The following is a 16,521-nucleotide window of genomic DNA, read 5'->3' on the forward strand; positions in this document are numbered from 1 at the left end:
TCTTTTTGAAAAGCATTTTTCCTAACCCCTAGATATGAAGGATTGACTTCCAAGCACTCAAGCCGGCATAAGGGATGACCGCATAGATACGGTCGAAGCCATACGTGCAACAATGCGTTGGCAGCACTAGTAGCTCTACAAGAACAAGCGTCAGCTGAGATGTGTTAAGAATACGTAAATTTGAAGTGCAGATATCGTATCGATGAGTAGGGGTAGCAATTAAAACGAGTAACAATCCGGAACAGAAGATCATTGCAAGCCATCGGCCATAGTCAATCGTCGCCATAAACAGTGGAAGAGCTGCCAATAGTTGCAGGCACCACAGACCGACTGCTTTGCGTAGAGGGTGAGCAAAACATGTTGTGCTCATCAATAATCCATAACTCGCTAAAGCCGCTAGTGACATCACAACAAAATGCACTGCAGACCAAGACAGTGCCGCTGTGGATAGATCCCATGTAAAAAAGCTCGGCTTATTCAAAGCCAACTCAGTAATTGATGAACCCGGCCAAGCGTCTGGAGCGAGAAGGCCTAAACCTTGCAAACTCTCAGCAAGACAATGGACTTGGCGCAGATTCCCACGATGAATCGCCGCGACAAGGAAAGAAATCAATCCAGGAGAGATAATAAGAAGCGATCGAAACCAAGAAGCACTCTTTTGGAATTCAGCGAAAGCCAAACAAGGAAGAATGAGAAGAGCGAATGGCTCATGATTAAAAACCGCAAAAATCTGGACGAAGGCAATGAGAAAGAAGACAGCAAAACGTCGGCTGGTTAGCTGCTCTCTCGAAATCGACCTCCAAAGAAGCAGAAGCAGCGCACCGAGTAGAACTTGCAAAGCATCTTTGCGAAATAAAGCGCCCGCATGGTTCAGCATCACTGGCCAGCCCACAGGAGCCATCAAAATCAGCAACCCGACGCGCCATCCACAACGACGAATCAGGCCGACGGCCAAAACAAATCCAAGCAGGAGAACAGCTCCCGCCATCAGGACAGCTAACGCCTGGACATAAGAAGCTTGATGACCAAGCCAACCAGTTGTGAGCCAGCTGACTTGGCCCAACAGCCCTCTACGTACAAACCCACTGCAGTAACGAATGGCGAGCTCAGAACCCCACCACTCGCTGACGCCCACATTGGAGGGGAAGGCAGCCAGGTTTTGGACATAGAGCCCAAGGCCAAAGAGCAAAGCCCCAGCAATGGCTAGCCAACTAGCAACACGCAAGGTCTGTTGCTGGAATCTTGCAATCAGGTTCATGCCAGCAGCCTCATCAGTGATTGACGTTGCGCATCTCTCGAAAAAACCACACAGGCCCGCTCGTGAGCCTGACGGCCGGCTTGCTCCAACTGGACGGAATCATTGGCAAGACGGCGCAAGAGCATCGGCAACGACTGATCAGCTGTCGAGAGCAACCAACCCGTCTCACCATCCAAGATCAAATCTTGCTGCCCCCCGGTAAGCGCACCAATCGAAGCGCGTCCAGCCATTGCGGCCTCCAGATAGGCAATCCCAAAGCCTTCACCAGTGGCTTGACCTGCGGCATCAATAGAAAACTCGCTGGGCATCACAAACACACTGCAACGCCCAAACTCCTCAATCAACTGCTGGTCGCTTAAGCGACCTCGCCAATCAATCTGCGCGGCCACACCCAAGCGGAGAGCTTTCTCCTGCAGCCTCGTGCGGTCATTGCCATCACCGACCACGATCCAGCGCAATGCAGGGTCCAAATCGCCTTGCTGCTTAAGCAGATGCAAAGCATCCAGGATCTGGTCATGTCCTTTGTATCGCTCGCCCGCATCAAGCCTCGCCACCGTCAACAGGCGAAGGGGCAACCCTGGCGGCGGGATCTGGTCCGGGAACTTCAGATCCGAACACGGATGCACCACTGTGATCGGTGGGCAAGCAGGAAGCCCATCCCGGACCTGCTGGGCCGTAAAAGTGCTGCTTGCAGCCAAAGCCGTGCAGACGCGTAGATCTCGGCGTGCCGAGGCCAACGCCTTGCCCCACACCTCAATCCCATGGAGCCAGCAATAGAGGGGCCTGGCAGCCAGAGCGGGGAACAGCGCACGGAGCTTCAGCGGCTTCAGAAGCAGCACATGCATGCTGAACACACTCTTGGCCTGGGGAAGCCACCAGAGGAGCTGCAGCAAAAACCAAACCCGACCAAGCCAACGCCCCAGCACTCCAGGCCCGAGGTGACGGGTTGCCAGGAGCCGCGGGTGCAGTCCCAGCTGCTTGAGCTGCTCAAACACCTGCAAGCTCAGGCGCTCAATGCCGCCAGGTCGACGAACGTCGTAGGTCACCAGCAAGATCACCGGCTCAATACCTCGGCATAGAGATCCATGTGGGTTCGGGCCACTGCATCACAACGCCACCGGTCGAGGTTCTCAGAGAGCACCGGTTGGTCCTGAGGACGCTGCAAGGCCCAACGGATTCCTTGAGCCAACGCTTCTGGGTCGAAGGGCTCAGCCAACCAACCGGTTTGGCGATGGGCAATGACATCAGCCATTCCCCCCTGGTCAAAGGCCACAACAGGTGTGCCACAGGCAATCGCTTCGGTGGCGGACTGGGGCAGGTTGTCCATCCGAGAGGGAACAACAACGACATCCGCTGCGGCATAGGCCAGAGCAAGGCTGACGTCGTCATGGAAACGACCGCTGTAGAGAACCGGAATCGGCCAATCCTGGGTCTGCTTGGGCTGGGATTGCCCAAGGATCACTGCCATCAGCTGACCGGAGTTTTGATGCACCAAGCATCGAAGCGCCGCCTGAAGCAAATCAGCCCCCTTACGGGGATCCGTTGCATCGATCGCTCCGAACAAAATCAGTCGCTTGTCTTGAGGCCAACCGAGGGCAGCTCGCGCTTGCGACGGTTCACTGGGTCGAAAAACTTGGGGAATGGCGTTGGGCAGGACCTGGCACGGCACCCCATGCAACAAGGCAGAACGCGAAGCCTGCTCAGCCATCCAGCGGGACGGAGCGATCAACTGCAGCCGTGGCAACAACGATCGCCAGGCCTTGCCTTTGCGCAGCCAAGTCCATCGATCCAGATCCAACCCGCGATCCAGCTCCGAGCGACTACCGCGGCGGTAGCCCAAAGCAAAGCGCTGATCCTGCGCATCAAGGGGATAGTGCTCGCTGCCGCAAAACGGCCAGGTGTCATGCAGGGTCCAAACCACGGGCCCCCGCAGACGACCAATGGCCTCCACCGACAGGAATTCATCTTGGAGCCAATGCAAATGCAGCAGATCGGCCCCTTTGGCATTGAGCTCACGGTCGAGCCCTGAGGGCAGAGATGCCACCGAATGGGTGACCGGGTTAGCGCTGCGCTGCGGTTTGCTGAGCCACCAACTGGCAGTACTTCGCAACAACGCCATGGCCTGACGCGGCTTAGAGCGGGGAGCCTGCACCCAGGCGTCACCGCTGCTGGCGTGGGCCACGCGCATAGAGCTGTCGATGCCCTGATCCCGTAGGGCCCGATGCAAGCGGAAGGCTGCCCGTGCAGCGCCTTGTCCGCCGTCGTAAGTGGAGACCTGAACAACGCGCATCAGGACCTCCAGCCCAGCAAGCGCAGTGCTTTTCTGCCCTTGCGCAACCAGTTCGCTCGGCGGCTGCGCTTGAAGAGTCGCCGAAACGTGTGTTGGTCGCGGAGACGATCGGCTTGCATCACCGTTGGATGGCGCAAGGGGAAGCTGAGCGATCCAGGCGTCCCAAGGGGAGAGCGCTCATCGAGGGTGTGGGTGGCATCCACACCAAAACCAATGTTCTCAACGAGCTCGACCGCAGGGATCACGGTCAAAAACCCCTGCTGCCAGCAGCTGAACTGCCAGACCATGTCCCAGGTGTCGATCTGCCCAGCCGCGAGCTGATCCAACCATTGGCCCCAACGCCGCGCCAAGGGCTCTCCCCCCAGTTGCTCCAGCCATTGACCATCACGAAACGCCGGCCAACCCTTTAGGTCAGGGTCGTTGCAACGCCAAGCCCGACGCCAGCTGGCCCAACCCCAGCAATGGCTGTAGATCGAGAACCGGTAACTGCTGCCATCGCTGGGGGGCAGGCGCTGATGGTTGTTGGCCGCAATCACGCCAACGCGCTCGTCATGGCGATAGCGCTCGAGCAACTCCTGACAGAAGGGGAAAAAGCTCGGGTCGGCAACGATGTCGTCCTCCAGAACAATGCCCTCCTCCTCCTGCTCGAAAAACCAATCCAGCGCGGCGGTGACCCCAGCGCGGCAGCCCAGGTTGGTGGGCTGAAACAAGGTCCGCAACTGGCAGGGCCAATCCATCTCAGACACCAACGTGCGAACGGCATCACAGCGCCGGACTTCATCTGGGCGCTCAGGTCTTGGACCATCACAAGCCACGTAGAGCTTTGGAGGCCTGATCTCAGCCAAAGACCGCAACACCTGGGCTGTGCTCTCCGGGCGATTGAACGCAATCAAGAGAACGGGAGTGCTGAAACTCATGGCGCTAACCAGCAGTAGCCCGCCCAGTAGCCCAGGCTGATACAGCCGCAGGCCGCCAGCCAAGGTTTCAACCAACGGCTGCGGAGTTGCAGCAAGCCCAAGAGGGCCAGACTGGCCAAATCAATCCACACCCGGGTGTAGTCCGGGAAACGGGCCAGGATCTGGGTGCTCGTGCACAGCGCCGGAAGCAGATAAACCGCCGAGGTGAGGCGCAACCAACGGGAGGCCCGAGTGCTCAGGGCAACCGCGGCAAGCACCAACAACGTGGCGGCCCAAAGGGCGAGGCTCGCGGCATCAAAAAGGCGCTCAAGAAGCGACGGCTCAGGGCCCGGCAAGGTGTAGAAACCCAGCAACTGCGCAAGTTTTTGGAGTAAGCCAACCCCAGGCCAGCCGAAATGAACCGAGGCCAGCAAACCGTCTTGGGTTTGAGCAAATCGACTGTTCAAGACCTGGGTCCACAGCAACAACGGCAGTGGGACGCAGGCCAATGGGAGAAGCCACTTCCAACGGCGCTGCCATAAGGCGGTCAAGCCCGTCGAAGCCCAAGCCAACACGGATGTCTCTCGACTGAGCAACGCAGCGGCCAGGGCAAACGCGGTCCATCCCCTTCGCTGGGCAGACCACGTAACCGCAACGGCCAGCAATCCAACCGTGGCCAAGAGATCCGCGGTGTCCAGGCTGAGGGTGATCCAGTAACCCGGCAGAAGCAGCGCAGCGAAACCCCATTGGGGCGAGCGTTGATGCTGCTGCGCCCAAAGGGCCACCAGCGCCGCTGCACTACCAATCGCCAGCACATTGAGACCGGCCAAGGACCAAGCGATCACCCCCGGCTGACCCAAACCCAAGACCCAAGCCAGCAGGGGATAAAGCAACCGCTTGCCTCGATAGATCGGGTTATCGAGGGCCTGACTCGTTCCCGGGTCCGCTTGCCAGGGATCCAGAGCCAACGCGAGGTACTGCTGCCCGTCATTACCCCGCTTGCCGGCCAAGACCACCAACTCCTGCTGCGCAACCCGCGGAGACAGGTGGAATTGGTCCCCCACCCTGGCCAAGCCGGTCGGGTTGCCGCCGTATTTGCCAAAGACCACCAGCAGCATCACGGTCAATGCCGCCAAGGTCGAAAGCAGACCAACGCCAAGAGGGGTGATGGCCCGGCTACTCCCTTGCACCAGCTGTTTAACTCCGGACTTGAGCACGGGCCAACTGGGCCAAAGCGGAAACACCAAGGGCAGGCCCCAAAGTTGCCTGAGCCAACGTCCTTCGTGCCACCAGGGCGTCGATGGCGGTGTTGGGACGACCTGCAGATCGGCTTTGAGTTCAGCGGCCAACTGGGTCCAGAGGCTGGTCAATTGCCCCGAGCCATAGGCCAGCTGCATGTGACTCCGGCCTGCCTGACCAAGAGACGCCCGGCGCTCCGGGTCTTGAAGCAGGGCGATGCAGTGCTGCGCAAACTCTTCATCACTTCCCGCGAGCAAACCGGTGGTGCCATCCAGCACGGTTTGAACGAGGGCATGGCGCCGGGGAGCCACGACGGGGATCCCGCAAGCGCTGAATTCGGCGGCACTCAAACAGAACGTTTCATCCCGACCCGAGGGATTCACCGCTCCAACCGCGACATCTGCAAAAGCGGCGTAACGCTCCAAACCAAGGCTGCCTTCAAAGACAACCCGATCGCCGTAACCACCCCGGTCCAAGAGATCCCGGCAGCAGCGCTCATAGGGGGTCAGCGCAGATGCTCCGCCTCCGGCATAGAGATCAGCACCACCGAAAACCCGCAACCGCGCCTCTGGACAGGAACGGGCGATCTCAGGCCAGATCCGTGCGAGGCGATCAAAGGCTTTGAAGGGCGTGATCGCACCGACATACGCAAGATCCGTTGGAGCTGGGCCTCGCTGCGCGTCTCCTGGAACCAGGACCGGGTTGGGAATGACGCAGGCCCGCTGTACCAAGCGGCTGTGACGAAAGGCATCCAGCTGGGCACCACTGACCAGGACCCAGCGCTTCAGAGACAGGAGTCCTTCAAAGAAGCGCTGTTGGTCGCAACCCAGGTTGTGACACCAGGCCACAAGGGGCAGGGTGTTTTGCGTTAGCGCCTGCTGATCAACCGGCGACACGCAACCGGGACGAAACACCAAAGCGACAGCCCCCAGAGTCCTGGCCGTCACGAGCGCGTCCGCCAACCCAGCGACCTGATGGGTGGTGTGCTCCAAACCAACGACGGGCTGCGGAGCGGTGAGGAACAGCAACGGCGTGCAGGCGTCCGGATCCGCAGCCAAGAGTGCAACAGTCGCCAAGAAGGCGAATTCAGTTCCGCCAATGCCGGGGTTCCCAAGGCGGGGATCCTCCAGCGGGCCCTTGCCGGCAAAACCTCGGTTGTCGAGAAAGAACGCGAGGCGCATCGCCCCAGAATGCCAGGAGATTTTTGAGGGGCGATGGGGCGACGGGCACTGTTGCTGGCGGCAGTGGGCCTGGCGCTCATCAGCTGGCTGCCCCTAGGGATCGCCGGGGTTCCCCTGGATACGCCCGATGGCTACTTGCATCTGGGCTGGGCCGTGGCTTGGGCCAAGGCCGTCCAGGGTGGCTGGCTCTGGCCCACGTGGAGTGATCTGCCCTGGGCCGGGGCGGGCAGCCATGCCCTGTTGATCTACCCGCCCCTATTCAGGCTTTTGGTTGGCATTCCCCTGGTTGCCGGCATCCCGCCAGACCATGCCCTCGCCAGTGGCTTACTGGTGATAACGCTGGTCAACGCGGTGGGAGCCGCAGTGCTCGCCCAATACTGGTTGAGCCAAGGGGAATGGCGTTGGGCCCTGCTGTGGGGTGCAGTCCTTAACCCCTACTTCCTGGTGAACCTCTATGTCCGGGGCGCCTGGCCCGAAGCCTTGGCGCAAGGATTGCTGTGGTGGCTCACCCTGGGCCTGCTGGGGCTGAAGCAAGAGAAGCGCTGGGGGATCGCTCTAAGCAGCGCAGCCATGGCTGGGGTGATCTTGAGCAACTGGAACGCCAGCCTGCTCACAGCTCTGATCTGGCTGATAGCCGCTGGAGTGGTCTTGCGGGGATCGCGGCAATGGCGAAATTGGCTCTGGAGTGGACTCCTGGCGCTGACCGTGACCTCACCGTTCTGGCTGCCAGCCCTCTTGGCCTTGCCAACCGTCAGGCCTCCGATTCCAGAGGGCCTGCTGCCCGGGGAATTCTTTGGTTCAGGCCAGACCGGTCAGTTCAGCTTCGGGCGCTTGATTTGGATTCAAGCCGTGGTGATCGGCTCGATCCTCATCAGCAGGTGGCTGGGGTGGGGCCGCTCCGTTGATCCCATTGGGCGTTGGGGACTGGTGCTCGCCACATGCGGTCTGCTCCTAATGGTGCCGATGAGTGCGCCTGTTTATGAACTCGTGAGGCCGCTGCAGCGGATTCAGTTTCCCTGGCGCTGGCTCAGTCCAACTTGGATGGGCGCCTTGCTCTGGTGGGCCTCGGTAGGGGTTCAACACAACGCAAGACTCAAACCGTCGACTTGGAGACGCGTGGCCTTACTACTGACTGCGCTGGCTGCAGTTGGAGCATGGTTCGACTCGCTCTGGAGGTTTCGCACCAACCTCGTCGGACATGCACCAAGCCGTGAGGAAATCCAAGCGAATCGGACACTGCTGGGCTGTGACCCCCTGGTTCCTTGTCCGACAGGGGTGGAGTCGCTGCCAAGCACTGGAGAGCTCAGCAAACGATTTACGGCGACGCGCGATGGCCGAATCGCCCTCTCAGGAGTCCCGGACTACAGCCCCGCCGCGATTCCGGAGAGCTCGTGGAACAAAAGGCTGGCCATTTTTTGGCTGCCCAACTGGCCTCAGGGGAACTGGTCATCGTTCTCCGGGTCCGGCACTGTCGAAATGACGTTCAAATCACCAACGGAGCGGCGGTTGCTGGTGGACGCAAAGACCCCGGGGAACTTGAAACTGATGCAGTGGTCGGATCCCCGCTGGAAGGTGCTGGTCAGACCATCTGATCCGTCCGAGGGATGGAATCAACAACCGTTTGAACTGACGAGAGCTCCAGACGGATGGACGATGATTCCACTTCAAGCCGGCAATTGGGAGGTTGCGCTGCGCTATGGCTATGGACGCTGAACAACGCCGGAAACAGCCACTGCTCAGCGCGGTCATCCCGTTCCTCAATGAAGAAGAGTGCATCCCTGCACTCATTGCAGAGCTCGATGACAGCCTGACCCGGATTGGGATTGGCTTCGAGCTCGTGCTCGTCGACGACGGAAGCCGAGATCGCTCCGTCGCAGTGGCCAAGGAAGAGCTGAGGAAGCGGCCTCAGATCACGGCAACGATCGTCAGCCTCTCGCGGAATTTCGGCAAAGAAGCGGCACTCACAGCTGGCTTGGAGGCCGCCAATGGTGATGTTGTCGTTCCCCTCGATGCAGACCTGCAAGATCCGCCGTCGGTCATCGAAGGAATGCTGGCCCGCTGGCGGGATGGCTACGACGTTGTCTACGCCGTGAGACGGCAGCGCGCTGGAGAAAGCAAGACGAAGCGTTTCACCGCCTATGGCTTCTACCGGCTCATGGGCCGGTTAAGCAAAACAGGAATCCCCGCCGATACAGGGGACTTCAGGCTGATGGATCGCTGTGTTGTTGATGCACTACTCAAGCTGCCCGAACGCAGTCGCTTTATGAAGGGCCTCTTCGCTTGGGTTGGCTTCAGGCAAACCGCGATTTATTACGACCGAGATCCACGAAAACTCGGTCAAACAAACTGGAACTATTGGAAGCTCTGGAACTTTGCCATTGACGGAGTCACCTCCTTCAGTCGAATGCCGTTGCAGGTTTGGAGCTATGCAGGTCTCGCCATTGCACTGCTTGCCTTGGGTTACGGAGGATGGATGGTTCTACGGACACTGCTATTTGGAATTGACTTGCCAGGTTATGCATCTCTTATGACAGCTGTGTTGTTCCTAGGAGGAATCCAGCTCGTCGGGATGGGAGTACTCGGTGAATATCTGGGGCGAATTTTCGAAGAAGTCAAAGGCAGGCCTCTTTATCTCATCCGAGACACCTGGAGATCGACCTCAGAAAAGTCAATGGTCCTTTGAAGCAGGTTCCTCTGGTGCACTGGTCATCGCTTAAAAAAAGCCTCCTGCTGCTTGCTGGAGCAGCCTTTGGGAGTCTCCTCTTCATTGCAAGAAGCAGCATTCGAGGCATCAGGATTGACTGGGATATTGACACTTTTATTACGATCGGCCAAAGCTTCCTCAAAGGGAACCAGATCTACATCGATTTTTTTGACCCGAAATGGCCGCATGTGCAATGGCTTTTCTTCCCTGGAGCCATCAGCCAATCCCTGAATATTCACCTCTTAGCCAGTTGGTTCACCCTTGCTGGAACGGGGCTTGCCATCACATTGATTGCCTGCATCCGCAATAGAAAGCGCACTACACCCCAGAGCGATCAAACCAGGACAGCCGGGGCTCTATATGTCCTTCTCGCGCCTCTCCTTCCTGGAGGAAGCATCGGACATCTAGAGGTTTATTCCAACTTCTTCATGGCAACAGGGGCATGCGTAATCGCGCTAGGGGTCGAGTCTCACGAAATAAAGAGAAACCGAATAGCCACCTTCATCGGCTCCACCTTAATCGGCATCAGCGCAGGAATCAGACCTAATCTACTAATCCCTATAGCATTACTAACTCTCTTCCTATTTCTTGCCAGAAGGAGCTATTCGGCGGGGAAAGTTCGTTTCGGAGCCATCGCAGCAGGACTTGCTACAGGCGTCCTTCTACCTTTTACGCCCTACTTGGCTTCGATAGATACCCTCAACATGGCATGGCATGGAGCCATCGGCATCCTCAGAGAATGGAATACAGCCATGTATCCCAACAGCACCCTCGAAAGCTTTGCAAGCGAAGTGATTCAACTACTCAGCCCAAAAACCTTTGGCATTCCGTTCATCTTTTTATTCGCTTTTTTATTCGGTCTGATTTTGAGCGGAGTTTCCAATCGAAGTAGAAACAGGAAGATCTTATGCCTGCTACTCGGGGCTTGGCTGACAGGTCTTTATCTCTCATATTGGAAGTCCCACATTCATCATCACTACATCCTGATGGATCTGTGCGGAGCATGCATCTTCCTTGCCTTTGTTGAAAGAGCACTGAAGCCAGCAAGCCGAAAACTCGCCCTTTGGGCAACCCTTCTCATACTTGCCGGTGTCAGCTTTTATCCGATGCGGCCTGCAAGTGCTGGTGACAGGCAGGTCCTAGAGACACAGGACAAACTTCTTGAGTACCTAGCTTCAGATACATCCATTACATTCGCAGCCCCAGAGTTCATCAACTTGCACTGGAGAAGGAATCAACCAGTCTCAACACAAGGCATTCACCCAGTGTGGTCGATCAACATGATCGATAGCAGCATTAATCAAAGTCAGCCAGCAAAACAACTAGGGCTGCATACAACCATCGAAGGCCAGTGCGATCGATGGTTATCTAGAGAAGTAGACCTCTTCATTGCCAGCCCTCATTTATCTCAGAGATGCCTAGCAGCTCTTGAAGCCAACTGGGAAGAGATCAGCAAAGTTGCTCTACCTAGCCAAGATCAGTCGGTACAGATTTTCGCAAAAAGAGGCCACAGCCTTAACTAGATCAACTGATTAAGAACATGTCTAGTTCTCTCAGCACACTGTCTCCAGCTGAAGTTTTCGCTGTGATGAAGTCCAAGAACGCGTAACGAATCTCTCAACGCTGGATCTGAAAGCAAGGCAACCAGGCCTGCATGAAGAGCAGCAACATTCAGCGGGTCAATCAGGTATGCCGCATTTCCTGCTGCTTCCTGCGTCCCTGATCCATAGCTCGTTAAGACAGGACAACCACAAGCCATTGCCTCAAGGACAGGAAGACCGAAGCCCTCCCAAAGACTCGGGTACACAAAAGCAAGAGCTCCCCGATACCAGTTCGGCAGATCTCCATAGGGCACGTAACTTTTGAAAATGACCCTTTCTGACAAGCGCAATTCGGATGTCAGCTGCTGGAGTCTTTGTGTCTCGGAAGGGTGAGACTTGCCAAGCAACAACAAGTCAACCTCAGGGAACCGATCAACAATCAGATGAAATGCACGAATCAGACGCTCGAGATTTTTATGGGGATAAGCCTGACCAATGTGTAAGAGGTAGGGGCGAGGATGGAGCCGCTGCGTCAGTTCTGCTGGATAGAAGTGATCAACGGCATACCCAAGGGGAGTCACACTGATCTTCTCTGCGAGGATACCTGTGGATCGACATATTTCCGCGGCTGTAAAGTTTGAGTTCGTCAGGATATGCCTGCACTGCCTGAGGAGTGGCGGAACCCAGTTTTTGAAGTAAAGGGATTGCATCGAGCGCTCTGGATGACTTAAGGGCCTTAAGTCATGAACCATGACAACCTGCGGCACAGACTGTTCACCGAGATATCCCTCGGGAGCAGGGGTGAAGATCAAATCTGCGTTCAGTTTCTTTGCCAGCCTGGGCAACTGAATCTGAGACCAGGCCAGGCGCTTCAAACGCTCTTTACTGCCACCCGAGCCTCCACCAGGAAGCAGCACATGCTCGAACTTCTGCAACTCCGGCAAGACGGCATTGGCATACACACCTATTCCAGTTGGCTGATGCAGAACGGGCTTGTAATTCAGAAGAAGCATGGTCTCAAGCCAGACCAATCAAACGCCGGCGACCATATTTCAACCAATTCAGGAGCCAACATCCGGCACTCCACAGCAGATTGAGATGTCGTGCTTGAGCACGAAATGTTTCCGCATAAACGGCACCAATCTTGATGTGACTCACCCCAGCCTGAACAATCTTGAGAATGGAAGTCTGGCTATGGACCGAAGACACCGCGGGTGCAAGACGCAAGAACCATTCGTAATCGCCACAGATTTTGAAACTTGGGTCAAACAAACCAAACCGCTCAAACAAGTCACGGCGCACAAGCATTCCTGGATGCGCAATATTCATTGACTCCCGCATTCGTTTCCAACGCCAGGGAGAACCCCAGTTTCTAAGAAAATGACCATCTGAGGAGTAATACGAGTTTCGGCAGGTAATCAACTCTGCCGATGAGGTCGACAAATCAAGCAGCTGCTGCAAACTATGCGAACTCACAAAAGAATCATCGGCACCGATGAAACACAAGTATGTTCCCCGTGCCAACGCGACACCTCGATTCCAGGCGTCATAGATCCCCACATCAGCCTGAGAGCTGAAGCGAATCAAGTGATCTGGATGAGCTGCTTGGTATTGCCGCACCAGTTGAGGCAGGCCATCGGAGGAACAATTATCGAGAATCAACAACTCCCAATCCCCTGGACTTTGCTCCTCGAGACTCCTGAAGAAAGTCGCCAATAAGGAGGAACAATTCCAGGTCGCCATCAAGATTGAAATCTTGGGTGCAGCAACACGCACCTGAGTCCCCGACATGCTCAAGCCGAAAGGATACTGACCAACTGATCAATCTCGGTCAACTTCAAGATCTGCTCCTTCGGAAGTTCCGTGTCCGGATGTAGTGCCTTCAAAGTCACGATTCCCTGCTCAACCTCGCCATCGCCGAGCACGGCAGCCCAGGCTGAACGACTGCGATCGGCTCGCTTGAACTGCTTGCCAAAGGCTGAACCAGAGGAATCCAACTCAACCCTCAATCCACGTTGCCTGAGCTCCCTCGCCAGAGCAAGCGCAGACCATTGAGCCTGGTCGCCACGATTCACCAGGTACAGATCAGGAGCATCAGTAGTCACCGGGGCCAGCTGCGAAAGCAGGAGCACCAAACGCTCTAAGCCAATCGCCCAGCCAATCGCGGGAGTCGATGCCCCACCGAGCTGCTCCACGAGACCGTCGTAGCGGCCGCCGCCACACACGGTGGCTTGCGCCCCGAGCTGATCACTTGTGATTTCAAAGGCTGTGTGGCTGTAGTAATCCAAACCACGGACCAGCCGAGGATTCAAGACAAAAGGAATGCCAAGAGCTGTCAAACCGGAGCAGACCTGGGCGAAGCGGTCCAGACTCTCTGGGGACAACGCATCGGCAAGCGTGGGGGCATCGGCCAATAAGGCTTGGGTGTCCTTGTTCTTGCTGTCGAGAATGCGCAGGGGATTGGTACGCAAACGAGCCTGAGAATCCTCATCCAACAGCGTCTCGCGAGCGGAGAGCCAAGCCACGAGGTCTTCGCGATAGTGAGCCCGGTCTGCCGCACTACCGAGGGAGTTCAGCTCCAGCACCAAACCTTGGACACCCAAGTCCTGGAGCAGATCCCAAGCTGTCGCAATCGCCTCAACGTCGGAACGCGCTGAGTCAAAGCCAAGCATTTCCAGGCCAATCTGGTGAAACTGGCGCTGCCGGCCAGCTTGGGGGCGCTCATAGCGGAACATCGGCCCCCCATACCAGAGCCGTTGCGGGCCCTGGCTCAACAATCCGTGCTGAATCGCTGCTCGGACCACGGAGGCGGTGCCCTCAGGCCTCAATGTGCAGCTGCGATCCCCACGATCGCTGAAGGTGTACATCTCCTTGCCGACCACATCGGTGGCTTCGCCGATGCCTCGGGCAAAGAGTTCAGTGGTTTCCAAAACCGGTGTTCGAATCTCCGCAACACCCGCTCGTGCGAAGTGGTCACGAGCCGTGGATTCCACCTGCTGCCAGAGGCCGATCTGCTCGGGCAACACATCGACCATGCCCCGAAGGCTCTGCAGCTTCGCCACCGCCACTCCTGAACTAAAGCCAGTTTGGAGGATCAGCGGAAACGGCGACAATGATGGGGTGACTGGACAACCCCACACCTCGCGGCGACAAGCTGCAGCACTACTGCTGGGCTCAGTGGCCTTCTCAGTGGCGGCCTTGGAGTTGGGCTGCCGTCTCCTTGGCATTGAGGCCCCCAGGCTTTACCGCACTGATGCCGATCGCGGCTGGACCCTCAAAGCCAACGTGCGCACCCACTGGAGCCAAGAGGGATCAGCTCCGGTACGCACGAATGCCCAAGGCTATCGAGACAGGGAATGGGCCTTGGTGAAGGAGCCGGGCGTTTTGCGCATTGCTGTCCTTGGCGATTCCTTCACCGAAGCACTCCAGGTGCCACTGGAACAAACCTGGGTGAATCGACTACCCGCGGCGATGGCAGGGGTGCCGGACTGTCGTCTACTGAAAGGGTTTCCCAAAGGCGCTGAAACCCTGAATTTCGGAGTCGGGGGTTACGGAACGGGGCAGAGCTGGCTGACCTGGCAAAAAGACGCTCAGCGCTTTCAACCGGAAGTGGTCGTTCACGCCATCTACTTCGAAAACGACCTCAGGGACAACATTCAGGCCGAACGCGGTAGTGGCGCTGCCCCAACGTTTTCCGTTGTTCAAGGACAACTCAGCCGTAACAACGCCTTCCGCAACAGCCCGGACTATCGCTTCAGACAGTTTTGGACAGGTCGATTAAGTGATTGGATCCTGAATTGGAGCCGCCTAGCCCAACTCATCAACCAACTCAAAAATTTGGCGAACGCTAGGGCTGGAGAAGAGTGCGACAGTACGGGCTGCACCTTTTTCCCACTCGGTCCTGATGGAACGAAGCTCTACGGGAAGAATTCAAGCGACCTAAAGCCAGGGTGGGATGTTTTGAGGGCCATCCTGAAAACTTGGAAGCAAGAAGCCCAAATCGCTGGCAGCCAGCTCGTGGTCACTAGTGTGACCACGCCGCCCCAGCTGTGGCCCATGCCAGAGGAGCGACGGACTCAAACGACCATCCACAGTCTGGACTGGTTCAAACCGGAGAAGCAGCTCGCAGCCCTCCTGCAAGCCGATGGCATCCCTTATCTGCCACTTGCCAAGGAGCTGCAGCAACAGGCGGATCAGGAAGGCTTAATTGCCCATGGTTTTGCCGGACAAAAACCTGGACCTGGCTACGGCCATTGGAACAGAGAGGGGCACAAAGCAGCCGCAACCGTTCTTGCCAGAAAGCTCTGCTCCCTGGACCTGCCCATGATCAATGGTTGAATCCAACACAACGCGGAGCACAAAAGCCCCTTGGCACAACTGCTGATCACAGGCGGAGCAGGCTTTATCGGCAGCCACACCTGCCTGGTGTTGCTGGAGGCCGGTCACGATCTCGTTGTGCTGGATGACTTCAGCAACAGCTCCCCTGAATCGCTCAAGCGCGTCCGTCAACTCGCGAATCTGGAGGGCAGCTCGCCGCGACTCCAGGTTGTGGAAGGAGACATCAGAAGCAAAAGCGACCTACGCAAAGGGTTCCGAGCGGGGAAAGGCGTCGACGCAGTCATCCATTTCGCCGGCCTCAAGGCCGTGGGCGAGTCCGTACGCGAGCCGCTGCGCTACTGGGATGTGAATGTCGCCGGCAGTCAAGCCCTGCTCTCTGTCATGCAGGAGGAGAACTGCCGGACCCTCGCCTTCAGCAGCAGCGCCACTCTCTACGGCCTGCCAAAGCGTGTCCCCGTTACTGAAGACGATCCCGTCCGGCCCATCAACCCATACGGCTTCACGAAGGCCGCTGTGGAACAAATGCTGGAGGACCTCAGCCGCAGCGAACCGGGTTGGCGGATCGCGCGGTTGCGCTACTTCAACCCCGTCGGAGCCCATCCCAGCGGACAGATCGGCGAAGACCCCAACGGCATTCCCAACAACCTGTTCCCCTTCGTCTCTCAAGTGGCGGTTGGACGTAGGCAAGAGCTCCAAGTTTTTGGAAGCGACTGGCCAACCCCCGATGGCACAGGTGTCCGGGACTACATCCACGTCATGGACCTGGCCGAGGGGCACCTCGCCACCGTTCAGCACCTCATGGAACAGGGATCCCAGTTGCTCACCGTCAATCTGGGCAGCGGTCAGGGGCATTCCGTCTTGGAGGTGGTCCAAGCCTTTGAGAAGGCCTCAAGCAGACCGGTGGCTTACCAACTCGGCGAGCGACGCCCGGGAGATGCCGCAACCACCGTGGCCGACCCGTCCTTGGCCAATCGCGTACTGGGGTGGCAGACAAAGCGATCGCTGGAAGAGATCTGCCGCGATGGCTGGAATTGGCAATCAAAGAACCCGCATGGCTACTCACAAGAGAGCCAC

Annotated in this window: 12 protein-coding genes and 1 pseudogene; 5 read left to right on the plus strand and 8 right to left on the minus strand. The window is 57.5% G+C overall.

The window, feature by feature from the left end; translation table 11 throughout:
• Nucleotides 1-28 precede the first annotated feature (28 nt).
• The 5 genes from ACLM42_RS11100 to ACLM42_RS11120 are packed head-to-tail and all read right to left on the minus strand — an operon-like array spanning nt 29 to nt 6,864.
• Complete coding sequence (locus ACLM42_RS11100) at nt 29-1,258, minus strand: hypothetical protein (protein WP_415399116.1); 1,230 nt, start codon at nt 1,256-1,258, stop codon at nt 29-31.
• Nucleotides 1,255-2,316 carry a glycosyltransferase family 4 protein gene (locus ACLM42_RS11105; RefSeq protein WP_415399117.1) on the minus strand — a complete coding sequence of 354 codons (1,062 nt, stop codon included), beginning with the start codon at nt 2,314-2,316 and terminating at the stop codon, nt 1,255-1,257. Before ACLM42_RS11105 ends, ACLM42_RS11100 begins: the two co-directional genes overlap by 4 nt.
• Nucleotides 2,313-3,548: a glycosyltransferase gene (locus ACLM42_RS11110; protein WP_415399118.1), complete on the minus strand. Its 1,236-nt coding sequence runs from the start codon at nt 3,546-3,548 to the stop codon at nt 2,313-2,315. Before ACLM42_RS11110 ends, ACLM42_RS11105 begins: the two co-directional genes overlap by 4 nt.
• Nucleotides 3,548-4,528, minus strand: coding sequence for a nucleotide-diphospho-sugar transferase (locus ACLM42_RS11115; protein ID WP_415399119.1), 981 nt, complete (start codon nt 4,526-4,528; stop codon nt 3,548-3,550). The genes ACLM42_RS11110 and ACLM42_RS11115 overlap by 1 nt, the downstream gene beginning before the upstream one ends.
• The gene (locus tag ACLM42_RS11120; protein WP_415399120.1) at nt 4,462-6,864 is read right to left on the minus strand and encodes a glycosyltransferase family 4 protein; all 2,403 of its coding nucleotides are present in this window, start codon (nt 6,862-6,864) and stop codon (nt 4,462-4,464) included. The genes ACLM42_RS11115 and ACLM42_RS11120 overlap by 67 nt, the downstream gene beginning before the upstream one ends.
• Nucleotides 6,865-6,897: 33 nt before the next feature.
• On the opposite strand from ACLM42_RS11120, the gene ACLM42_RS11125 reads away from it, so the two are divergent.
• From ACLM42_RS11125 to ACLM42_RS11135, 3 genes are read left to right on the plus strand one after another with little or no spacing between them, the layout of a single operon-like run.
• Nucleotides 6,898-8,577: a hypothetical protein gene (locus ACLM42_RS11125; RefSeq protein WP_415399121.1), complete on the plus strand. Its 1,680-nt coding sequence runs from the start codon at nt 6,898-6,900 to the stop codon at nt 8,575-8,577.
• Nucleotides 8,567-9,547 (plus strand): glycosyltransferase family 2 protein, encoded by a 981-nt coding sequence (locus tag ACLM42_RS11130; RefSeq protein ID WP_415399122.1) that lies wholly within the window; start codon nt 8,567-8,569, stop codon nt 9,545-9,547. Before ACLM42_RS11125 ends, ACLM42_RS11130 begins: the two co-directional genes overlap by 11 nt.
• Nucleotides 9,548-9,561: 14 nt before the next feature.
• The gene (locus tag ACLM42_RS11135) at nt 9,562-11,091 is read left to right on the plus strand and encodes a hypothetical protein (protein ID WP_415399123.1); all 1,530 of its coding nucleotides are present in this window, start codon (nt 9,562-9,564) and stop codon (nt 11,089-11,091) included.
• Here the strand turns inward: ACLM42_RS11135 and ACLM42_RS11140 are convergent.
• Genes ACLM42_RS11140 through hisS form a run of 3 tightly spaced genes read right to left on the minus strand, consistent with a single transcriptional unit; the run spans nt 11,088 to nt 14,171 of the window.
• Complete coding sequence (locus tag ACLM42_RS11140) at nt 11,088-12,122, minus strand: glycosyltransferase family 4 protein (RefSeq protein ID WP_415399124.1); 1,035 nt, start codon at nt 12,120-12,122, stop codon at nt 11,088-11,090. The two genes, ACLM42_RS11135 and ACLM42_RS11140, sit on opposite strands and share 4 nt — an antisense overlap.
• Nucleotides 12,123-12,126: 4 nt before the next feature.
• Nucleotides 12,127-12,885, minus strand: coding sequence for a glycosyltransferase (locus tag ACLM42_RS11145; RefSeq protein WP_415399125.1), 759 nt, complete (start codon nt 12,883-12,885; stop codon nt 12,127-12,129).
• 17 nt (nt 12,886-12,902) lie between these two features.
• Nucleotides 12,903-14,171 carry a histidine--tRNA ligase gene (gene hisS / locus ACLM42_RS11150; protein ID WP_415399126.1) on the minus strand — a complete coding sequence of 423 codons (1,269 nt, stop codon included), beginning with the start codon at nt 14,169-14,171 and terminating at the stop codon, nt 12,903-12,905.
• A gap of 58 nt (nt 14,172-14,229) precedes the next feature.
• Here hisS and ACLM42_RS11155 point away from each other — a divergent pair, with 58 nt between their 5' ends.
• Nucleotides 14,230-15,447: an SGNH/GDSL hydrolase family protein gene (locus ACLM42_RS11155; protein WP_415399127.1), complete on the plus strand. Its 1,218-nt coding sequence runs from the start codon at nt 14,230-14,232 to the stop codon at nt 15,445-15,447.
• 30 nt (nt 15,448-15,477) lie between these two features.
• Nucleotides 15,478-16,515, plus strand: a pseudogene (gene galE, locus ACLM42_RS11160) (UDP-glucose 4-epimerase GalE); the annotation flags it as partial.
• Between the last annotated feature and the right edge of the window lie 6 nt (nt 16,516-16,521).

The sequence above is a fragment of the Synechococcus sp. W4D4 genome, from assembly GCF_047716805.1.
Classification (GTDB): domain Bacteria; phylum Cyanobacteriota; class Cyanobacteriia; order PCC-6307; family Cyanobiaceae; genus Vulcanococcus.